Origin of the sequence: Hyphomonas sediminis (assembly GCF_019679475.1) — a bacterium.
Classification (GTDB): Bacteria; Pseudomonadota; Alphaproteobacteria; order Caulobacterales; family Hyphomonadaceae; genus Hyphomonas; species Hyphomonas sediminis.
On record NZ_JAIEZP010000001.1, the window covers coordinates 1,781,142 to 1,798,911 of the forward strand.

The following is a 17,770-nucleotide window of genomic DNA, read 5'->3' on the forward strand; positions in this document are numbered from 1 at the left end:
GAGCCTTTCCCATGCCTATGGACGAAGTCGCCCTCGATCACGGCCACGACAGCCACGATCATAAACCCGGCTTTTTTACCCGCTGGTTCTTCTCCACGAACCATAAAGACATCGGTACGCTGTACCTGATTTTCTCGCTCATCGCGGGTATTGTCGGTTACTCGCTGTCCGGCCTCATTCGCTGGGAGCTTGCTGAACCCGGTATCGGCCCGATGCTGTGGATCCAGACCACCTTCTTTGGCCTGGAAGGCGATGCTGCCGTTGCGGCTGCGAAGCACTTCTACAATATGGTCATCACCTATCACGGCCTTGTCATGATCTTCTTCATGGTGATGCCGGCGCTGATTGGCGGCTTCGGCAACTGGTTCGTGCCACTGATGATCGGCGCGCCGGATATGGCCTTCCCGCGCATGAACAACATCTCCTTCTGGCTGACGGTTGCCGCCTTCATTCTGGCTATGATGTCGATGGTGGTTCCGGGCGGTTCGTCGGGCAATGGCTTTGCCGGTGGCTGGACGCTCTATCCGCCGCTGTCGGGCACCACGGGGCACCCCGGCCCGGCAATGGACCTGCTGATTCTCTCGCTGCACACGGCGGGTATCGCGTCCATCCTCGGCGCTATCAACTTCATCGTCACCATCCTGAACATGCGCGCTCCGGGCATGACGCTGCACAAGATGCCGCTGTTTGCCTGGGGGATGCTGATCACGGCTGTCCTGCTGCTGCTGGCGCTGCCGGTTCTTGCTGGCGCCCTCACCATGCTGCTCACCGACCGTAACTTCGGCTCGCAATTCTTCGTTCCGAACGGCGGCGGCGACCCGGTGATGTTCCAGCACCTGTTCTGGTTCTTCGGTCACCCCGAAGTGTACATCATGATCCTGCCGGCCTTCGGCATTGTCAGCCACATCGTGTCGACCTTCTCGAAAAAGCCGATCTTCGGCTACCTCGGCATGGCCTACGCCATGGTGTCGATCGGCGTCATCGGCTTCGTTGTGTGGGCGCACCACATGTACACGGTCGGCATGAACGTCGACCTGAAGGCCTACTTCGTCGCTGCAACCATGGTCATCGCGGTGCCGACCGGCATCAAGATCTTCTCGTGGATCGCGACGATGTGGGGCGGCTCGATCGAGTTCAAACTCCCGATGCTCTGGGCAATCGGCTTCATCTTCCTGTTCACCGTTGGCGGTGTGACGGGTGTGGTGCTCGCCAACGCCGGTATCGACCACACGCTGCACGACACCTACTACGTGGTTGCCCACTTCCACTACGTGCTGTCGCTCGGCGCCGTGTTCGGTCTCTTCGCAGGCTGGTACTACTGGTTCGAGAAGATGTTTGGCATCAAGTACAACAGCTTCCTCGGCGGTCTGCACTTCTGGCTTATGTTCATCGGCTCGAACATCCTGTTCTTCCCGCAGCACTTCCTGGGTCTGCAGGGCATGCCGCGCCGCTATATCGACTACGCTGATGGCTTCGCCACCTGGCACCACTGGTCGTCGATCGGCTACGCCATCACCCTGGTCGCGACGCTGATCTTCTTCTTCTCGCTGGCCGTTGCCTTCATCCAGCGCCGCAAGGCGACCGAGAGCGGCAACCCGTGGGGCGAAGGCGCAACGACGCTGGAATGGACCCTGCCGTCGCCGCCGCCGTTCCACCAGTTCAACGAACTGCCGGTGGTCAACACCAAGGGCGGCCACTAAGCGCCTGTAAAGGCCCGCCGCACTGGGCCGGACAATGAACCGAACCGGGGCGGCCCTCGCGCGAGAAGCGTGCGGGCCGCTTCGTTTAAGAAGGCCGGAGAGAGGCCAGGGAAATGACCGAGCTGACCGCGCAAACGCAGCAGAAACGCCCCGCCACGGCGGCTGACTATGTGAACCTGATGAAGCCCCGCATCATGATGCTGGTGGTATTCACAGCCGTTGCCGGTCTGGCCGCTGCGACCGGTGTTACCGGCGTGCAGATGCACCCGGTCATGGCCGCGATTGCTGTCCTCTCCGTAGCGCTCGGCTCGGGCGCCGCCGGCGCGATCAACATGTGGTACGATGCCGACATTGACGCTGTGATGAGCCGCACGTCCACCCGCCCGATTCCCTCCGGCGCCGTGCCGAAGGATGAAGCGCTCGCCATGGGCCTCATCATGTCGGGCGTGTCGGTCATGCTGATGTGGCTGGCGTCGAACTGGCTGGCCGCGCTGCTGTTGGCTGGCTCCATCTTCTATTACGGCGTCGTCTACACGATGTGGCTGAAGCGGGCGACGCCTCAGAATATCGTCATCGGGGGCGGGGCCGGGGCCTTCCCGCCGGTCATCGGCTGGGCCGCCGTCACCGGCAACACGCCGCTGGACGCCTGGATCCTGTTCGCCATCATCTTCTTCTGGACCCCGCCGCATTTCTGGGCGCTGTCTCTGCTGGCCCACAAGGAATACGCCAAGGTCTCCGTGCCGATGCTGCCGGTAACGCATGGCGCCAAGGCGACCCGCCTGCAGATCCTCATCTATACGCTTGTGCTGATCCCGGTCTCGCTGGCGCCGTTGGCCACCGGCCTTGGTGGCTGGATTTATGGCGTGACGGCCGCGGTCCTCGGGCTCGTTTTCATTGGCTATGCGGTCGCGTTGCTGCGGTCCAAAGCGGGGGATGAAGGGGCGCCGGGGGGGGACATGAAGCTTGCCCGCAATGCGTTCCTCTTCTCGATCCTGTATCTCTTCGCCCTGTTCGGCGCTGTTCTCGTGGAACACGCCGCTGGCCTCCACTTTCCGGTAATGGGAGTCGCCTGATGGAAGACCCGACCCTGAAGCCTGATGTCCGGCAGATGACGCCGGAAGAGCTGGCTGCCCGCAAGCGGCGCAATCTGTGGCTGGGCCTCGCGCTTGGCGGCTTCGTCGTGCTCGTCATGGTCACGACGATCATTCGCCTGACCACTGGCACGGGCATTTCGGGGCGGATGTAATGGCGCTATCGAACGGAAAAACGGGCCTCGTTTTTGGCGGACTTGCCGGCGGCATGCTGGCGCTCGCCTTCGCGGCTGAGCCGCTTTACTCGGCCTTCTGCGAAGTCACTGGCTTCGGCGGTACGACACGTATTGCAACCGAGGCGCCCAAGGAGATGCTGGAACAGACCGTCGAAGTCCGCTTTGACGCCAACGTGGCTGATACGCCGCTGCTATTCCGTCCGCTGCAGGGGCCGCAAACTATCCAGATCGGCCAGCACGGCCTCGCTTTCTATGAAGTGACGAACCCGACCGATCAGGAAGTCCGCGTCATCGCCAGCTATAATGTGACGCCCCACATGGCAGGTCCGTATTTCAACAAGCTGGAGTGTTTCTGTTTTTCCGAGCGCGTCATCGCGGCGGGCGAGACGCGCAAGCTCCCGGTTGTTTACTTCATCTCGCCGAGCATGATCGAAGACCGGGTGGTGAAGAATCTCGAAACCATCACGCTCAGCTACACTTTCTTTGACAGTGGCACCTATAAAGGGCCTCGGACTGAAGTATCAGGTCCTGTCCCGACTGCGGCACCAGTGGCGCCGTCCGGTGGGGGTGCGGCAAATCCGGCCACGCCGGGCTGAAACAGTTGCGAAATGGCGCGCGCAGGCGATAAACAGCGCCAAAGTTTTAAGTGCGATTCCGGAGGGGATTGAGAATGGCCGGCGGAGACGTCAAACACGATTATCATCTGGTGAACCCGTCACCGTGGCCGCTTCTCGGCTCGCTGTCGGTCACCGTGCTCGCAATCGGCGCAGTCACCTACATGAAAGGCCTGTTCGGCCTGCCACAGGGGTTCCCCTGGGTCATGGCAGTCGGCTTCGCCATGGTTATCTGGGTCATGATTGGCTGGTGGACCAATGTGGTCCGCGAAGGCCGCATTGGCGATCACACACCCGTCGTCGAGATCGGTCTGCGCTACGGTATGATCCTGTTCATCGCCTCTGAGGTGATGTTCTTCGTGGCCTGGTTCTGGTCTTTCTTCGAGTTTGCGATCTTCTGGGATGCGCGCGTCGGTCATCACTGGGATTCGGCCAACGCCCTGTTCCAGGAAGGCCTCGACCGCTTTGCCCAGTTCCCGCCGCAAGGCGTGACGATGTTCGATCCGTTCCACCTGCCGCTGATGAACACCCTCGTCCTGCTGCTCTCGGGCACCACGGTTACCTGGGCTCACCACGCACTGGCACATGGCAACATGAAAAGCGCGAAGCTCGGCCTGATCGTCACGATCCTGCTTGGCCTCTGCTTCACCGGCCTGCAGGTTCTCGAATACAGCCACGCTGCCTTCTCGTTCGACGGCACGCTCTACGGCTCGGCTTTCTTCATGGCCACGGGTTTCCACGGTGCCCACGTTATCATCGGCACGATCTTCCTGTTCGTCTGCCTCCTGCGGATGTACGCCGGTAACATGACACCGAAGAAGCATCTCGGCTTCGAATTTGCCGCCTGGTACTGGCACTTCGTCGACGTCGTCTGGCTCTTCCTCTTCGCCTTCGTCTATGTGGCTCCGTATCTGATCCACGGGCCCGGCGCTGGCGGCCACTAAGTCCGCGCCGCTTCTGGCGGCCAGGGATGACATAATCTGGCCCGCCGGTGTTTCTGCACTGGCGGGCTTTGTCTTTCAGGGGGCAGTTCTGTCCCGATCCGATCTTTCAAGAACCTTTCCGGATTTCCCCATGATGTTCCGCCCCTATCCTGTGATGACCGTGCTGAGCGTGATTTCGTTCGCGATCCTCATCATGTTCGGAAACTGGCAGTGGGACCGGTACGCGCAGAAAATGGCCATCAAGGGTGTGGAACCTGAGTGGGCCGAAGTAACGGGCACGACGCTGCCGGGTACTGAGCTGATCGTTTATGCCTATGCCGACGGCGCAGCCGCCTGGCGCGAGGTGACAGCGTTTGAAACGGCGGAAGGTATCCTTTTCCTGCCGCTCTCCATCACCTATTCGATCGAGGCGCCACAAGCCGTCACTGCGCCGGAGAGCCGGACACTGACCCTGCGCGGTCTCTGGCACCCGCCGCAGCGCCGCAATGCCTTCACCACGCCGGATGAGCCGGAAAAGCGCATCTACTACGCACTCGATCCGGAGCTGTTGGCCGCAACGCTTGCTCCAGAACAGGCTGCGCGCGTCATCCCGCGCGTGTTCGAGCCCGAAACCCTGCTGCGCACCGACAATATGAGCTCGCAGCCCGCGCCCAATCCCTTCCTGATGCCGGGCGACAGCGAGCGTCTGCCGCCGGAGCGGCATTTTGGCTACGCAATCACCTGGTGGGGCCTCGCCATGGCGCTGGTCGGTGTGTATCTGGCCTTCCATCACCAGCGCGGGCGGCTGCGCTTCAGGCGGGAGAAGAATTCGTGAAGTATATTTCGACGAGGGGCCAGGCTGAGCCTGTTGATTTCGCAGGCGCCTGTCTCGCAGGCCTCGCCACCGATGGCGGTCTCTATGTCCCGGAAACCTGGCCGCAGATCGCGCCTGCCACGCCGGATGAAACCTACTCCCAGACCGCTGCGCGCATCCTGTCTGCATTCGCTGGGGATGCGATCCCGAGCGACGTGATGCTCAGCCTTTGCGAAAAGGCTTACGGACGCTTCGCGCACCAGTCTGTTGCGCCGCTGACGCAGGCTGGTCCTGGCCTCTGGCTGATGGAACTGCACCATGGCCCGACGCTCGCCTTCAAAGATGTGGCGATGCAGATCATCGGCCAGCTTTACGACTATCTCCTTGGCCTCTCGGGCAAGCGCATGACGGTCACCTGCGCCACGTCCGGCGATACGGGCGGCGCCGCCGCCGGTGCCTTCGCCGGGTCGAAGAATGTCAGCCTGGTGATCCTGCATCCGCACGAGCGCGTTTCGCCGGTCCAGCGTCTTTTCATGACGACGACCGGGGAATCGAATGTTCTAAACATCGCGATTGATGGCGACTTTGATGACTGCCAGTCGATGGTGAAGTCGATGTTCGCCGACAAGGCGTTCGCCTCCGGCATTGGCCTCTCCGGCGTCAATTCCATCAATTGGGCGCGCATTGCTGCGCAGTCGGTCTACTACGCGACGGCCAGTGCCCAGCTCGGTCACCGCCCGCTCCGCTTCGTGGTGCCCAGCGGCAATATGGGGGACGCGCTGGCAGGCTATGTCGCGGCGCGCTGTGGCCTGCTGCCCGGCGGTCTCGAAATCCGCTGCGCCGTCAACGAGAACGACACGCTCGCCCGCCTGTTCAACACCGGCAAGATGACCCGCCGGGCAGCCGTCGCGACGCCCAGCCCAGCAATGGACATCGCCGTACCCTCGAACTTCGAGCGCCTGCTGTTTGAAGTCACTGGTCGCGACGCCGATGCCGTGCGCACCACTTATGACACCTACGCTCAGCAGGGCGAAGCAGACCTGCCGGAAGCGGCCCGCACGCGCCTCTCCTGCACGGGCCTGTCGGCCGGCTCGGTCAACAATCCCGACACGATGGCAGAGATGGAACGCTTCCGTCAGGAAACCGGCTGGCTGATCTGTCCGCACACGGCGGTTGGCATGCTCGAAGCGCGCCGCCTGCCGAAATCGGATGCGGTGGCAACAATCGTGCTCGCAACGGCCTCGGCGACAAAATTCCCAGAGACAGTCAAGGAAGCGACCGGCGAGGACGCCCCACTCCCCAGCCGCTGCGCAGACTTGATCGCGCGCGGCGAAGTGTTCGAGCGGATGGCGGCGGACCCCGCCGCCGTGCGCGCCCGCATCGCGGCCTTCGTGAGCTAGGCGGCCCATGGCGTTCGTGCCGCTCGATACGGTGATCCCGGCAGAGCGGCTGGCGCTGATGGCGGCCCGCAAGTCCGACTATGAGGAATGGGCGGAGCTGCGCCGCATCAGCCGCGCGCATCTGGAGCCCTGGGAGCCAAGCTGGCCGCGCGACGCCCTCAGCCGCAAGGATTGGCACCGCCGCGTGTCGGCCTGGACCAAGGCGTGGAAAACCAACTCAGGGTATGTGTTTCTCATCCGCCGGCATTCGGACAATGCGCTGCTCGGTGGTGCCTCTCTGACACAGGTGCGCGGCTGGCCGGCCAACAGCGCCAGCCTTGGTTACTGGATGGGCGAGCCTCATGGCGGGCAGGGTTATATGAAGGAAGCGGTAAATGCCCTGTGCGAATGGGCGTTTCCGATGCTTAACCTGGCCCGCGTCGAAGCCGGGATCGTGCCGGAGAATGATCGCTCCCGCCGCGTCCTGGAAGGCACGGGATTTGCTGAAGAGGGACGGGCGACCGCGTATCTGGAGATTGCCGGAACACGCCGCGACCACATTCTTTTCGCTCTCGTCAGGGCGGATATTCGCCGCTAGGTAACGAGACGTATGGCAAAACGCACCCCGAAAGAGCCCCAGGGCAATTGGCACTGGCGCGGCGAAGCAGGCCGCCTCGTGATCGAGGCGCCTACGGGAACGCCGTTGTCGGACCTTTCGGGCGACTGGTCGCTGGACGCGCTGGAGAAGATGGTCGAGGGGCTCAGCCGCGGCCGTCTCGGCAAGGCGCTCTCGGCGGGTGAAGGCGGCCCGGTGCGCTGCGGCCTGCGCCTTTCCAACGGCCGCGACATCCATTTCGTCGGCGCATTCGTTACCGACAGCGAAGCGCGCGGCATGCTGCTGGCGGGGGAAACCTTCCCGGAGATCGACCCCAGCGACATGCGCCCCGGCCCGGATCTCATGCCGGTTTACCAGCCGATCATCTCGCTGCGCGATGGCCGCGTCGTCGGCTTCGAAGCGCTCGCGCGCTGGGACGGTATGGAAACCAACGCCCCGCCCAGTCGCTATGAGGATCAGGCGCTTGCCTCCAACATGCTCATCCGCTCGGCCGAAACCCTCGCCAATCTGCGCGAAGGCGCCAAGCGCGACGATCTCTTCATGCACGTCAACCTGACCGCACGTGAGCTGATCAAGAGCACGCTGCCGGCGCTGATCGAAGCACTGATGAACGGCTACAAGCTGCCAGAGCGGGCGCTGCGCATGGAGCTGACCGAGCAGGCCGCCCTGCGGGACGAACAGAATGCGCTCGCCGCGGCCATGGCGCTCAAAGCTGTTGGCGCAGGCCTCGTGCTTGACGATTTTGGTACGGGCCACTCCTCCTTCGCCTGGCTTGCCGATCTGCCATTCGACAGCCTGAAGATCGATCACGGCCTCACCAGCCGCCTCGGCCAGCAGCGTAACGATACCATCCTCTCCACCATCACCCTGCTCGCCAGCCGTCTCGGCATGTCCTCGACCGCCGAAGGTGTCGAGGCGCGCGAAGACGCCAGCCGCCTGCGCGCGCTCGGTTTCGATTATGCGCAGGGTTATGCCTTTGCCCGCCCGATGGACGCAGAAAAAGCGCTCGCCTTCCTGAAAGCCTGATCCGAATGACCACCCCAGCTTCCCACCGCCAGATCGCCGCCCACCTCGCCACCGAATGGGGCGGTGAAACCCGCGTCATGGGGCAGTCCTATCATGACGGGTCCTCCGTAAACGTGCTTGTTTCCGCCGACGCCGAAGACGGCCCGCTGGCGGCCTCCACGATCGGTCTCAGCGATATGGAGCTGGTGCTCGATGAAGAGCCGATGGGCTTCGGTGTCGAGCTGTGCGCGGCCCTTTTTGCGGATGAAACCCCGCTTGTCGCTTTGCTCGCAGATATCGCCCATGAAGTTCGCTCCGGCGGCTGGGCCATTGCGCTGGGCACGATCCTTCCGGATGTTATCCAGCCTTATTTTCCGGGCAGCACGATGCAGCATGTCCTGCTTGTGCATCCCTTCTTCTGGGGCGAAGCCTTCGGTGTGTTCGATCATGATGCCGGCCGCGCCGTCTGGCTGCAGCTGATCCCGATCTCGGATGCGGAGTTCCGTCTGGTTGAGGACGAGGGCATCGAAGCGCTGGAAGATCGCCTTGAGGCGTCGGGCGCAGATGTATTCGATCTGCTGCGTCCGTCCGTCGTCTGATTGCGCTCAGGCGTTGCCGGCGTCCGATTGAAGCCTTGAGAGATCCACGCCCATCCGGGTCAGGGCGTGGCGCCATTTGTGCTCATGCGCTTCGCCGAATACGAGGTCTGAATCCGGCGCGCTGACCAGCCAGGCATTCTGCGCCAGTTCCTGTTCCAGCTGCCCCGCGCCCCATCCGGCATAGCCGAGCGCCATCACGAAGTTGCGGGGCGGGGAGGCGGAGGCGACCGCAGCAAGAATTTCCCGCGTCGCCGTCATGCACAGCTCGTCGTCCACTTCCATCGTGGCGCCTTCGCAGATCACATCATCCGTGTGCAGCACAAAACCGCGCTCAGTCGCTACCGGCCCACCTTCCAGAACAGTCACGCCGTCCAGCTCCGCCTCCTGGGGCACATCCATCTGGTCGATGATTTCCTGCAGGTCGATGCCGCTCATCGGACGGTTCAGCACGATGCCCATGGCAAAGTCAGGCGTGTGCGCGCAGATGAGAATGACTGTGCGCTCAAATCGCTTGTCGCCGATGCCGGGCATGGCAATCAGCAGCTTGCCGGTGAGGTCCGTTTCAATCTGCATAGCGTCGCTCCGCCCCGAAGGCTGGGGCAGGTAGACTCCATTTGCAAGTAAAAAGCTGGAAGCTTACGCGGTGACAGCGGCTCTTTTCTTCCGCTTGCGCCGAGGCTTCCGCAGGAAGGTCCAGGTTCCCAGCACGCCCAGCACGGTCAGCGCCAGTCCTGTCAGGAAGGTGAAGGCGTCATACAGCCGCCCGCCAACGCCGGCAGAGTGCAGCGGATAGAGCGAATTGAACGCGCGGTCGCCCCGGCTCATGCCATGCCCGTCAGCCGTGCCGATGGGCAGGTTGGTCGCCGGGTCCATGAACACATAGGTGCGCCCGTTCTGGTGCCATTCGCCGGGCCGGCGCAGGCGCAGGGAGGCGGGGCCGTTTTCCGCGCGCGGCGGGCTGGCAAGGCGCGGGATCGCGCCGGGAAAGGCCAGCTCTGCCGCCTCAAGTGTCGCCGTCCAGTCTGTCTTGCCGTTGCCCGCTTCTGCGCGCTCCGGCGCCGGCAGGGGCTCTGAGAGCGTCAGGGTATTCAGCATCGCGCGCACAGGCCCAGAGTAAACCATCGAGAAGCCCGTAAACGCGATCAGGATGATGGGCAGGGCGAAGATCACACCAAGGTCTCTGTGCTGGGCCAACAGGTCGCGGCGCAGTCCGCTCTTGGGCCAAACGCGCCAGGCAAACATCCGCAGCGTTGGCCACACGATGATCAGGCCCGTGATGCAGAGGAGGATCGCCGCCCCGCCCGCGGCCCCCGCCACCAGCTTTCCTGTGTTTCCGGCCAGCAGGTAATGGTGAAGATCGAACAGCCAGTCCTCAAACCGGCCATTCTTTTCCCAGCGCGCGATGGTCTCGCCGCTCGCGTCGAGGTAAGCGCCGCCCCCATCGCGGAACACGGCCTTGTGCAAGCCAAAGTTCCCGTCGCCGACGGAAACATATTGCAGGCCCGCCGGGCCGTATTCAGCATCAATCCGGTTCAGCACCGGGCCAAGGTCCTGCGGTGCCAGTGAGATTGCCGCGCGTGCCTCGGGAAACACGGCGCGCAGATAGTCCTTCTTGAACACAAGCAGGGCGCCAGAGGCGCCCAGCACAGTGATCAGGATGCAAAGGACGGCGCCTGCCCAGGCGTGCGCCGTCCTCAGGAACATCATCAGTCTCAAAACTTGGTCTCGAAGGCCAGTGTGAGCACCCGGCCGCGCCCGGCGAAGAAGCGCGTGTTGCTGGTCGGCTGAACCGTCTGGCTGTCATAGGTCACATACTGCTTGTCGAAGAGGTTCGACGCCGACAACGTGATGTTTCCGAAGTCGGCCGAGTAGCGCAGGAATGCATCTGCCAGCGTGAAGCCGTCAAAGTCGGTGCCCGCGGCGCGGCCCTCAAAGGCGCGGTCGAGATAGGAACGCGTCTGCACGCGAACAGAGAACGGGCCGGTGGCATAATCGGCTGCGAAGTTCACGCGGTCCGGGCTGATATTGCCGCCATCCAGATCGATATCGACTTCGCCGTCGCCATCGCTGTCGGTTTTGCCGTTCAGCATGGCCACGCCGCCGGAGAGTTTCAGTCCGGCGATCGGGGTTTCCCATCCGCCGGTCAGTTCCAGGCCGTCAATTTCCGTGCGCTGACGTTCCACTTCATACACGTCGTTGCGCATCACCAGCAGCGCGCCGAAGTCGGACGTGCTCCAGAAGTAAGCTGCCGACGCCGTGTAGGGGCCTTTGTTCCATTCGAGGCCGATCTCGGTGTTGTCGGAAACAACCGGCTGCACATTGAGGAAACTGTCGACATCCTGTCCGGGCGTCGAGACGGCGCGCAGGATGCGGCCGACATCCGCCATCGTGAAGCCCTGCGCGTAGGAGGTGTAGGCCGTCAGGCCGTCCACAATCTCTGCCGTGGCGCCAACATTGAAGAGTGTCTCTTCAAAATCCGGCTCGCCGCCGTCAACATCCTGCGCGCCATAGGCATACAGCGTCTGGAAGTCGTTGACCTTCAGCTTGGCAATCTCGTGACGCAGGCCGCCGGAGATGTGCACGCGCTCGTTAAACAAGGCCTGGTTCAGCTGGATGAACGGCGCGTAGGAGGTGAACTCCGTTTCCGGCACCCAGTTGCGCCCGGTCAGGATCAGTTCCTGATAGGTCTGGTCGTTGAGGATATCGAGGCCGCCGCGCATTGTCAGGCCAGGCACGGCGTCCACGCCGCGCTCATAGGAAACACGCAGGCCCATCTTTTCCGAATTGTTGGCAGACTGATCAAACAGCGTGCCCGCAGGCGCAATCGCCGGGTCCTGGAAGGTGGCAAACGTGCCGCCGCCGAAGACGGCCTCAAAGTCCTGATAGAACAGCTGGCCCGTCAGCAGGCCGCCGAACAGGTCTTCATCGGTATAGGTCAGCGAGGAGGTCAGCACCTTGTTGGTCGGGATCACGCCCGGCTGGGTCCCGCGAATGGTCGTCGTCGGCGTGTTGGTCGCGCGCGAGCCGCTCACCAGCATATAGTCGCCATCGCCTTCCAGCTCGAAATGCTGGGTCATCAGCTCCAGCCGGCGCGTTGCGCTGAGGTCGAGGCCGATCTTGCCGAAGAAGGAAAGGCTCTGGGAATCCTGAACTTCGCCCTGCGCGCCGTCGATGCCGATGCGCCGACCGTCGCCGCTATAGAACGCGCCGCGCTTCTGCGAGGCAACGCCAAGCGTCACGTCGACACCGCCGAAGTCACGGCCTGCCAGCACGCCGCCGCGATAGTCATAGCCATCGCCCTGGAAATCATTGGACGCGCCGATCTGGGCGAGCACCTTGCCCGTCCAGCCTTCGCCTTCAGCGGGCGCCGGCGCGGTCACATAGTTTACCACGCCGCCGGTCGCGCCGATGCCCTGGATGGCGTTGGAGCCGAAGATCACTTCCACGCGGTCAATGAAGAACGGGTCGATCGTGTAGCCATCGCGGCTGCCATCGCGCAGTGGGTTGGACTGGGGCACCCCGTCGATCAGGTAGAGCGGGCTGCGGCCGCGCAGCGTTTCGCCCGCGCCTGACAGTTTCTCCCGCGTCGGCGAGAAGGACGGCACCAGCGTCGAGACGACCTCAACGGCCGAACCGGTCAGCTGCGCCTGCAGTGCCAGTTCCTCGTCGCTGATCAGCTGGATGGTGTTGGGCAGCGCCGATGGCGGCAGGATGGTGCGCGCGGCGGTGACGATAATGGTTTCTTCCACGCGGGTGTCGTCCGTGTTTCCGGCGGCATCTTCGCCCTGGGCGAGGGCTGGGCCAGCAAGGGCAAACAGGGCGGCGGCGCTTACGCCAGCGAAGGTCTTCATGGTTGTGGTTCCCGCAAGTCTCATCAGATTCCTGCTTCTTTAATCGACAATGATAATCATTATCAAATGATTTTTATTCGCATTCGCAGTTGCCCAATGCGAGGTGTGGGCCATCGGGAAACAAGGCGAAGGTCACAGCCTTGCCCTTCTATCCGCCCGCCGGATGCTCTACCCACTCCGGATGCACAGCTGGGACATCACCCCGAAAGAAGCCGTCGCCCTTCAGCGCGAGCTTGCCACTCAGGTAGAGCGGGAGGACCGGCTCGGCCTCGTCTCCCGCGTGGCGGGTGTTGACGTGTCCTATCATGCCGCCACAGACCGGCTCGCCGCCGCCGCCGTGGTGCTGGACGCCGCCACGCTGCAGGTCATGGACGTTCAGATCGTTTACGGCCGCCCCGGCTTCCCCTATGTGCCCGGCCTGTTTTCCTTCCGCGAGATGCCGCCTGTGCTCGCCGCGCTGGAAAAGCTCTCCATCGTGCCCGACCTGATCGTCTGCGATGGCCATGGCATTGCCCATCCCCGCCGCTTCGGCCTTGCCTGCCATCTCGGCGTCTGGACCGGCCTGCCCACCATCGGCTGCGCCAAGACACGCCTGACGGGTACCTACGAGATGCCTGCCGAGGCACGCGGCAACTGGGCGCCGCTGATGGACAAAGGCGAAGAAATCGGCGCCGTCCTGCGCACGCGCGATGGCGTCGCGCCGGTCTTTGTCTCGGGCGGTCACCGCATCAGCCTGGAGACCGCCTGCGCCTGGGTGTTGCGCCTGGCCCCGCGTTACCGCCTGCCGGAGACGACCCGCATCGCCGATCGTCTCGTGGGAGAAGCATTGCGGGATGGCGCAGACCGGCCTATCTCCTGAGGCCAATAAAGGAGAGAAGCCCATGACGATCAAAGTCGGCGACAAGCTGCCCGAAGCCACTTTCATGGAAATGACCGTCGATGGTCCCAAGCCTGTCAGCACCGAGCAGGTGTTCGGCGGCAAGACCGTTGCGTTGTTTGCCGTGCCCGGCGCCTACACGCCGACCTGTTCTGCCCGCCACCTGCCAGGCTTCGTCGACAAGTCCGGCGACTTCAAAGCCAAGGGCGTCGACGAGATTGTCTGCACCTCGGTCAACGATGTCTTCGTCATGGGCGCCTGGGGCAAGACCTCCCACGCCGACGAGAAGGTGCGCATGCTGGCAGACGGCAATGGCGCCTTCGCCCAGGCCCTCGGCCTTGAGCTGGACGCGTCCGGCTTCGGCATGGGCAAGCGTTCGCAGCGTTACTCCATGCTGGTGAAAGACGGCGTTGTTGCCGAGCTCAACGTGGAGCAGGGCGGCGAATTCAAGGTTTCCAGCGCCGATTACCTGCTGGGCCAACTCTGATAAATCCGGGCTCGGGTGTTTATACGCCTGTTACCGAATGTATGGATTATCGGCCTGCTTCTGGTGGAGCGGGCCGATTTTCATTGCGCTTTTTATTGAAAAACGAAAAACTGCTCCCCAGATTCCAAGTATCAGCAATGTGGAAAGGGGACCCCCATGGATATCATCAGCGCCGTCTTCATCATAATATTCGTTGTCGCTTTCGTTCTGCTCTTCTCGGCACTGAAGTTTGTGCCGCAGGGCTATAACTGGACGGTCGAGAATTTCGGCCGCTACACGCGCACGCTGACGCCCGGTCCGCACGTCATCACGCCTTTCATCGAGCGCATCGGCCGCCGCATGAACATGATGGAAACCGTGCTGGATGTGCCCCAGCAGGAAGTCATCACCAAAGACAACGCGATGGTTTCCTGCGATGCCATCGTATTTATTCAGGTGGTCGACGCCGTGCAGGCCGCCTATGAGGTCAACAACCTCACCCACGCCATCACAAACCTCGCGATGACCAACATCCGGACGGTTGTGGGCTCGATGGATCTTGATCAGGTCCTGTCGAACCGGGACGAGATCAACGCCCGTCTGCTCGGCACCATCGACGCCGCAACACATCCCTGGGGCGTGAAGGTCACGCGTATCGAAATAAAGGATCTCACGCCGCCGGCGGACATCACCGAAGCGATGGCTCGCCAGATGAAGGCAGAGCGCCTGAAGCGCGCTGAAGTCCTCACCGCAGAAGGCGACAAGCAGTCCGCCATCCTGCGCGCTGAGGGTATGAAACAGTCGGCCATTCTTGAGGCCGAAGGCCGCCGCGAAGCCGCTTTCCGCGACGCGGAGGCCCGCGAGCGGGAAGCCGAAGCCGAAGCCAAAGCAACCGCCATGGTCTCCGAGGCCATCGCGCGCGGCGATGTCAACGCCATCAACTACTTCCTCGGCCAGGCCTATGTTGCCGCCTTCGAGAAACTGGCTACCTCGAACCAGCAGCGCACGGTCATCATTCCGGCGGAGTTCTCTTCCATCCTCGGCACCATCGAAGGCATCCGGGGCCTGACAGAAGCCGGCAAGGCATCCAGTCAGGGCCGGGGGCAGGGTGGCGCAGTTCCGCCCACACGTAACAACGGCTAACGCTTTATCCGCTTACAGAGAAAGGACTGACAATGGACGCACTTCTCTCAAGCATTACCTGGTGGCACTGGCTGGCTTTTGCGCTGATCCTTTTCGGCGTCGAAATGATCACCGGTACATTCGATCTGCTGATGGCCTCCATCGGTGCGGTGATCACGGCGGCTTTCGCGGCCTTCGCGCCCGAAAGCATCGGCGGCTGGAACGCTCAGGTGATTGTCTTCGGCGTGCTCGCCGTTCTGCTGATTGTGGGGAGTCGGATGGTGTTCCCCGGCATGCGTAAGGCAGCCCCCGAACATCCCACTCTCAACAAGAGGATGGCCCAGCTCATCGGCCAGCACGGCCTTGCCACGAAAGACTTCACCGGCGGCTCCGGCCAGGTGAAGATCGGCGACACCGTCTGGGGCGCTGAAGCCGCAGACGGCTCCGAGCCGATCCTTGCGGGCGACGCCATCACTGTCGAAGCCAGTGTCCAGAACACGGTCATCGTCCGCCGCAAGGCCGCATAAATCGGGTAAATAGGGCGTGGACAGGCAACTCCTTATCCACGCCCGCCCCACCCCTTCCGCCCGTCCTCCCGGAATTTGCGAAGCAAATGTCCGGGACCCAGAAAGCCCCGCAATTTCAGCGCCCCTGCCCGCGAAGCTCATCCTGAGCGAAGTCGAAGGATAGAGCGGGCACCCGCAATTCCCGGCACCTTATCCACCCGGCTTCCCGTCTCCCCCATCCTCCGGCGCATGTTCGATCACATGCCCCGCCCGGAACTCTGGACCCGCATCGCCGCCGTACTGGCTGCCCTGCGCCAGCTCCTGCGAACGGTCGTGCCTGAACACTTCACCGGCATCGCCAGCGAGGCCCGCGCGCATCTTGTGGCCGCTGCCGCCCTCATCCGTCGCTACATCCATGTCCTCGCCGCCGAGATCATGCTTCCGGATCGCGCCGTTGGCGTTTCCGCAAAAAACTCCAACGAAACTCCAGGGAAACTCCAAACGCGCCGCGAAGCCCTGTTCCGCCTCATCGAAGAAGCCTGCGCGCCTTCAAGGTCATCGAATTCCGAAACCGCAGACCCGCCCTTCCTTCAATGGGCGATGATGCTGGAGGCCGCGCGCCGCCTCGCGCTCGTTCTCAATGATCCCGAGAAACATGCGAAGCGATTGGCCCGTCTCCTCCGCAGACGGAAAGGCGCAAGCCTGAAAGACATTCCCGTCCCGGCCCACATCCTCCGCCGTTTGGCCCCGTGGACCGACGCGCTGATCCTGCGCCTCGATGAAGAAGCGCGGCCTGCGGCTTGGGCGGGGCTCAACAGCTCCTAGCCCCCCGTTTCGCCAGCGCTCAACGCCTCCCCTGACGCGCGGGGGAGGATAAACGCGCTCCGCGTCAGCGAAGTGCAACCCGATCCTCCCCCGCCCGCGGGGGAGGTGCCCGAAGGGCGGAGGGGGCTTCAAGGAACACAAAGCCGCAAACCGCCCGCCCGCTTTACGCCGCCCCCAACCTCCGGCAAGGAACGCCCATGACCGATTTACGTCTCCCCACTTTCGATGATGTCCTTGCCGCCGAAGCCCGCCAGAAAGGCGTCGTCCGCGAAACGCCGGTTCTGACCCATGCCGCGCTGGATGAGGCCGCAGGCGCCGAGCTGTTTGTGAAGGCCGAATGCCTGCAGGTGACGGGCAGCTTCAAGATCCGCGGCGCCATGAACCGCCTCGCCCAGATCCCGCCGGAAGGCAAAAAGGCCGGCGTCGTCGCCTTTTCCTCCGGCAATCATGCGCAGGGTGTCGCCCGCGCTGCGCGCCTGCTCGGCATGCCCGCTTTGATCGTGATGCCTGCAGACGCTCCCGCCGTTAAGGTTGAGGGCGTGCGCGCCGATGGCGGCGAAGTCTATCTTTATGATCGCAACGCGGAGAGCCGCGAGGAAATCTCCGCCCGTCTTGCCGCCGAGCGCGGCGCCGTCGTCGTGCCGAGCTATGATGATTTCGACATCATCGCCGGGCAGGGAACAGCCGGTCTCGAATTTGCCCGTCAGGCTGAAGCGATGGGAAAACCGCTCGACTATCTCATTTGCTGCGCAGGTGGCGGTGGTCTGATCAATGGCGTGGCGCTCGCCTTCGAGCGGCTGTCGCCTGCCACCAGGATCTGGGCCGCCGAGCCGGAAGGTCATGACGACTGGACGCGCTCTCTGGAAGCAGGCGAAATCCTCGCCAACGCGCCGGGAACCCGCTCGATCTGTGACGCGATCCTCACGCCCGAGCCCGGCATCCTCACCTTCGCGCTCGGCCAGCGCCTCTTGTCCGGCGGGCTGCGCGTCAGCGATGATGAGGTTCGCCATGCAATGCGTATGGCCTTCCGCTATCTGCGGATTGTGGGTGAACCCGGCGGCTGCGCCGCGCTCGCGGCGGCGCTGAAGGGCGTTCCCGCCGAAATGAAGGGCAAGCGCGTCGGCATCCTCGTTACGGGCGGCAATGTTGATGCCGCGCAGTATGCGGACATTCTGTCCACCGGTACGTAAAAGCCGCAGGACGGCG

General features: G+C 63.2%; 19 protein-coding genes. 16 read left to right on the top strand and 3 right to left on the bottom strand.

Translation table 11 applies throughout. The annotated features are described in order from the left end of the window. The first annotated feature begins 11 nt into the window (after nt 1-11). The 10 genes from ctaD (at nt 12) to K1X12_RS09015 (ending at nt 8,917) form a co-directional block, all read left to right on the top strand. The gene (gene ctaD / locus K1X12_RS08970) at nt 12-1,700 is read left to right on the top strand and encodes a cytochrome c oxidase subunit I (RefSeq protein WP_220987262.1); all 1,689 of its coding nucleotides are present in this window, start codon (nt 12-14) and stop codon (nt 1,698-1,700) included. Nucleotides 1,701-1,813: 113 nt separating this feature from the next. Then, the gene (locus tag K1X12_RS08975; RefSeq protein ID WP_220987263.1) at nt 1,814-2,773 is read left to right on the top strand and encodes a heme o synthase; all 960 of its coding nucleotides are present in this window, start codon (nt 1,814-1,816) and stop codon (nt 2,771-2,773) included. Continuing rightward, the gene (locus tag K1X12_RS08980) at nt 2,773-2,946 is read left to right on the top strand and encodes a cytochrome c oxidase system small membrane protein (protein WP_220987264.1); all 174 of its coding nucleotides are present in this window, start codon (nt 2,773-2,775) and stop codon (nt 2,944-2,946) included. The genes K1X12_RS08975 and K1X12_RS08980 overlap by 1 nt, the downstream gene beginning before the upstream one ends. Then, on the top strand, nt 2,946-3,563 hold the full coding sequence (locus tag K1X12_RS08985; RefSeq protein WP_220987265.1) for a cytochrome c oxidase assembly protein: 618 nt from the start codon (nt 2,946-2,948) through the stop codon (nt 3,561-3,563). Before K1X12_RS08980 ends, K1X12_RS08985 begins: the two co-directional genes overlap by 1 nt. Nucleotides 3,564-3,637: 74 nt before the next feature. Beyond that, a complete protein-coding gene (locus tag K1X12_RS08990) occupies nt 3,638-4,525 on the top strand; it encodes a cytochrome c oxidase subunit 3 (RefSeq protein WP_220987266.1) in 888 nt (295 codons plus the stop codon). 130 nt (nt 4,526-4,655) lie between these two features. After that, nucleotides 4,656-5,339 carry an SURF1 family protein gene (locus K1X12_RS08995; protein ID WP_220987267.1) on the top strand — a complete coding sequence of 228 codons (684 nt, stop codon included), beginning with the start codon at nt 4,656-4,658 and terminating at the stop codon, nt 5,337-5,339. Further along, entirely contained in the window at nt 5,336-6,718 is a 1,383-nt protein-coding gene (gene thrC, locus K1X12_RS09000) for a threonine synthase (protein ID WP_220987268.1), read from the top strand. The genes K1X12_RS08995 and thrC overlap by 4 nt, the downstream gene beginning before the upstream one ends. Before the next feature lie 7 nt (nt 6,719-6,725). Next, nucleotides 6,726-7,295: a GNAT family N-acetyltransferase gene (locus K1X12_RS09005; protein WP_220987269.1), complete on the top strand. Its 570-nt coding sequence runs from the start codon at nt 6,726-6,728 to the stop codon at nt 7,293-7,295. Nucleotides 7,296-7,307: 12 nt separating this feature from the next. Further along, on the top strand, nt 7,308-8,339 hold the full coding sequence (locus K1X12_RS09010; protein ID WP_220987270.1) for an EAL domain-containing protein: 1,032 nt from the start codon (nt 7,308-7,310) through the stop codon (nt 8,337-8,339). A 5-nt stretch (nt 8,340-8,344) separates the two neighbouring features. Further along, a complete protein-coding gene (locus K1X12_RS09015; RefSeq protein WP_220987271.1) occupies nt 8,345-8,917 on the top strand; it encodes a suppressor of fused domain protein in 573 nt (190 codons plus the stop codon). A 6-nt stretch (nt 8,918-8,923) separates the two neighbouring features. Here K1X12_RS09015 and K1X12_RS09020 read toward each other — a convergent pair whose 3' ends face one another. The 3 genes from K1X12_RS09020 to K1X12_RS09030 form a co-directional block, all read right to left on the bottom strand. Next, nucleotides 8,924-9,490 carry a YqgE/AlgH family protein gene (locus K1X12_RS09020; RefSeq protein ID WP_220987272.1) on the bottom strand — a complete coding sequence of 189 codons (567 nt, stop codon included), beginning with the start codon at nt 9,488-9,490 and terminating at the stop codon, nt 8,924-8,926. A gap of 63 nt (nt 9,491-9,553) precedes the next feature. Beyond that, nucleotides 9,554-10,621 carry a PepSY-associated TM helix domain-containing protein gene (locus K1X12_RS09025; RefSeq protein WP_220987273.1) on the bottom strand — a complete coding sequence of 356 codons (1,068 nt, stop codon included), beginning with the start codon at nt 10,619-10,621 and terminating at the stop codon, nt 9,554-9,556. 8 nt (nt 10,622-10,629) lie between these two features. Then, a complete protein-coding gene (locus K1X12_RS09030; protein WP_220987274.1) occupies nt 10,630-12,768 on the bottom strand; it encodes a TonB-dependent receptor in 2,139 nt (712 codons plus the stop codon). 163 nt (nt 12,769-12,931) lie between these two features. On the opposite strand from K1X12_RS09030, the gene nfi reads away from it, so the two are divergent. The 6 genes from nfi (at nt 12,932) to K1X12_RS09060 (ending at nt 17,754) form a co-directional block, all read left to right on the top strand. Further along, nucleotides 12,932-13,627, top strand: a complete 696-nt coding sequence (gene nfi, locus K1X12_RS09035; RefSeq protein ID WP_220987275.1) for a deoxyribonuclease V — start codon at nt 12,932-12,934, stop codon at nt 13,625-13,627. 22 nt (nt 13,628-13,649) lie between these two features. Beyond that, nucleotides 13,650-14,132 carry a peroxiredoxin gene (locus K1X12_RS09040; RefSeq protein WP_220987276.1) on the top strand — a complete coding sequence of 161 codons (483 nt, stop codon included), beginning with the start codon at nt 13,650-13,652 and terminating at the stop codon, nt 14,130-14,132. A 156-nt stretch (nt 14,133-14,288) separates the two neighbouring features. Then, a complete protein-coding gene (locus tag K1X12_RS09045) occupies nt 14,289-15,254 on the top strand; it encodes an SPFH domain-containing protein (RefSeq protein ID WP_220987277.1) in 966 nt (321 codons plus the stop codon). A 32-nt stretch (nt 15,255-15,286) separates the two neighbouring features. After that, entirely contained in the window at nt 15,287-15,760 is a 474-nt protein-coding gene (locus K1X12_RS09050; RefSeq protein WP_220987278.1) for an NfeD family protein, read from the top strand. A 240-nt stretch (nt 15,761-16,000) separates the two neighbouring features. Continuing rightward, on the top strand, nt 16,001-16,564 hold the full coding sequence (locus K1X12_RS09055; protein ID WP_220987279.1) for a hypothetical protein: 564 nt from the start codon (nt 16,001-16,003) through the stop codon (nt 16,562-16,564). A gap of 197 nt (nt 16,565-16,761) precedes the next feature. Beyond that, a complete protein-coding gene (locus K1X12_RS09060) occupies nt 16,762-17,754 on the top strand; it encodes a threonine ammonia-lyase (protein ID WP_220987280.1) in 993 nt (330 codons plus the stop codon). Nucleotides 17,755-17,770 lie beyond the last annotated feature (16 nt).

Excerpts from the sequence above, each read along its gene's own strand:
- ctaD (WP_220987262.1), top strand. The coding sequence starts at position 12 with ATGCCTATGGACGAAGTCGCCCTCGATCACGGCCACGACAGCCACGAT.
- K1X12_RS08975 (WP_220987263.1), top strand. The coding sequence starts at position 1,814 with ATGACCGAGCTGACCGCGCAAACGCAGCAGAAACGCCCCGCCACGGCG.
- K1X12_RS08980 (WP_220987264.1), top strand. The coding sequence starts at position 2,773 with ATGGAAGACCCGACCCTGAAGCCTGATGTCCGGCAGATGACGCCGGAA.
- K1X12_RS08985 (WP_220987265.1), top strand. The coding sequence starts at position 2,946 with ATGGCGCTATCGAACGGAAAAACGGGCCTCGTTTTTGGCGGACTTGCC.
- K1X12_RS08990 (WP_220987266.1), top strand. The coding sequence starts at position 3,638 with ATGGCCGGCGGAGACGTCAAACACGATTATCATCTGGTGAACCCGTCA.
- K1X12_RS08995 (WP_220987267.1), top strand. The coding sequence starts at position 4,656 with ATGATGTTCCGCCCCTATCCTGTGATGACCGTGCTGAGCGTGATTTCG.
- K1X12_RS09005 (WP_220987269.1), top strand. The coding sequence starts at position 6,726 with ATGGCGTTCGTGCCGCTCGATACGGTGATCCCGGCAGAGCGGCTGGCG.
- K1X12_RS09010 (WP_220987270.1), top strand. The coding sequence starts at position 7,308 with ATGGCAAAACGCACCCCGAAAGAGCCCCAGGGCAATTGGCACTGGCGC.
- K1X12_RS09015 (WP_220987271.1), top strand. The coding sequence starts at position 8,345 with ATGACCACCCCAGCTTCCCACCGCCAGATCGCCGCCCACCTCGCCACC.
- K1X12_RS09020 (WP_220987272.1), bottom strand. The coding sequence starts at position 9,490 with ATGCAGATTGAAACGGACCTCACCGGCAAGCTGCTGATTGCCATGCCC.
- K1X12_RS09025 (WP_220987273.1), bottom strand. The coding sequence starts at position 10,621 with ATGTTCCTGAGGACGGCGCACGCCTGGGCAGGCGCCGTCCTTTGCATC.
- K1X12_RS09030 (WP_220987274.1), bottom strand. The coding sequence starts at position 12,768 with ATGAAGACCTTCGCTGGCGTAAGCGCCGCCGCCCTGTTTGCCCTTGCT.
- nfi (WP_220987275.1), top strand. The coding sequence starts at position 12,932 with ATGCTCTACCCACTCCGGATGCACAGCTGGGACATCACCCCGAAAGAA.
- K1X12_RS09040 (WP_220987276.1), top strand. The coding sequence starts at position 13,650 with ATGACGATCAAAGTCGGCGACAAGCTGCCCGAAGCCACTTTCATGGAA.
- K1X12_RS09045 (WP_220987277.1), top strand. The coding sequence starts at position 14,289 with ATGGATATCATCAGCGCCGTCTTCATCATAATATTCGTTGTCGCTTTC.
- K1X12_RS09050 (WP_220987278.1), top strand. The coding sequence starts at position 15,287 with ATGGACGCACTTCTCTCAAGCATTACCTGGTGGCACTGGCTGGCTTTT.
- K1X12_RS09055 (WP_220987279.1), top strand. The coding sequence starts at position 16,001 with ATGCCCCGCCCGGAACTCTGGACCCGCATCGCCGCCGTACTGGCTGCC.
- K1X12_RS09060 (WP_220987280.1), top strand. The coding sequence starts at position 16,762 with ATGACCGATTTACGTCTCCCCACTTTCGATGATGTCCTTGCCGCCGAA.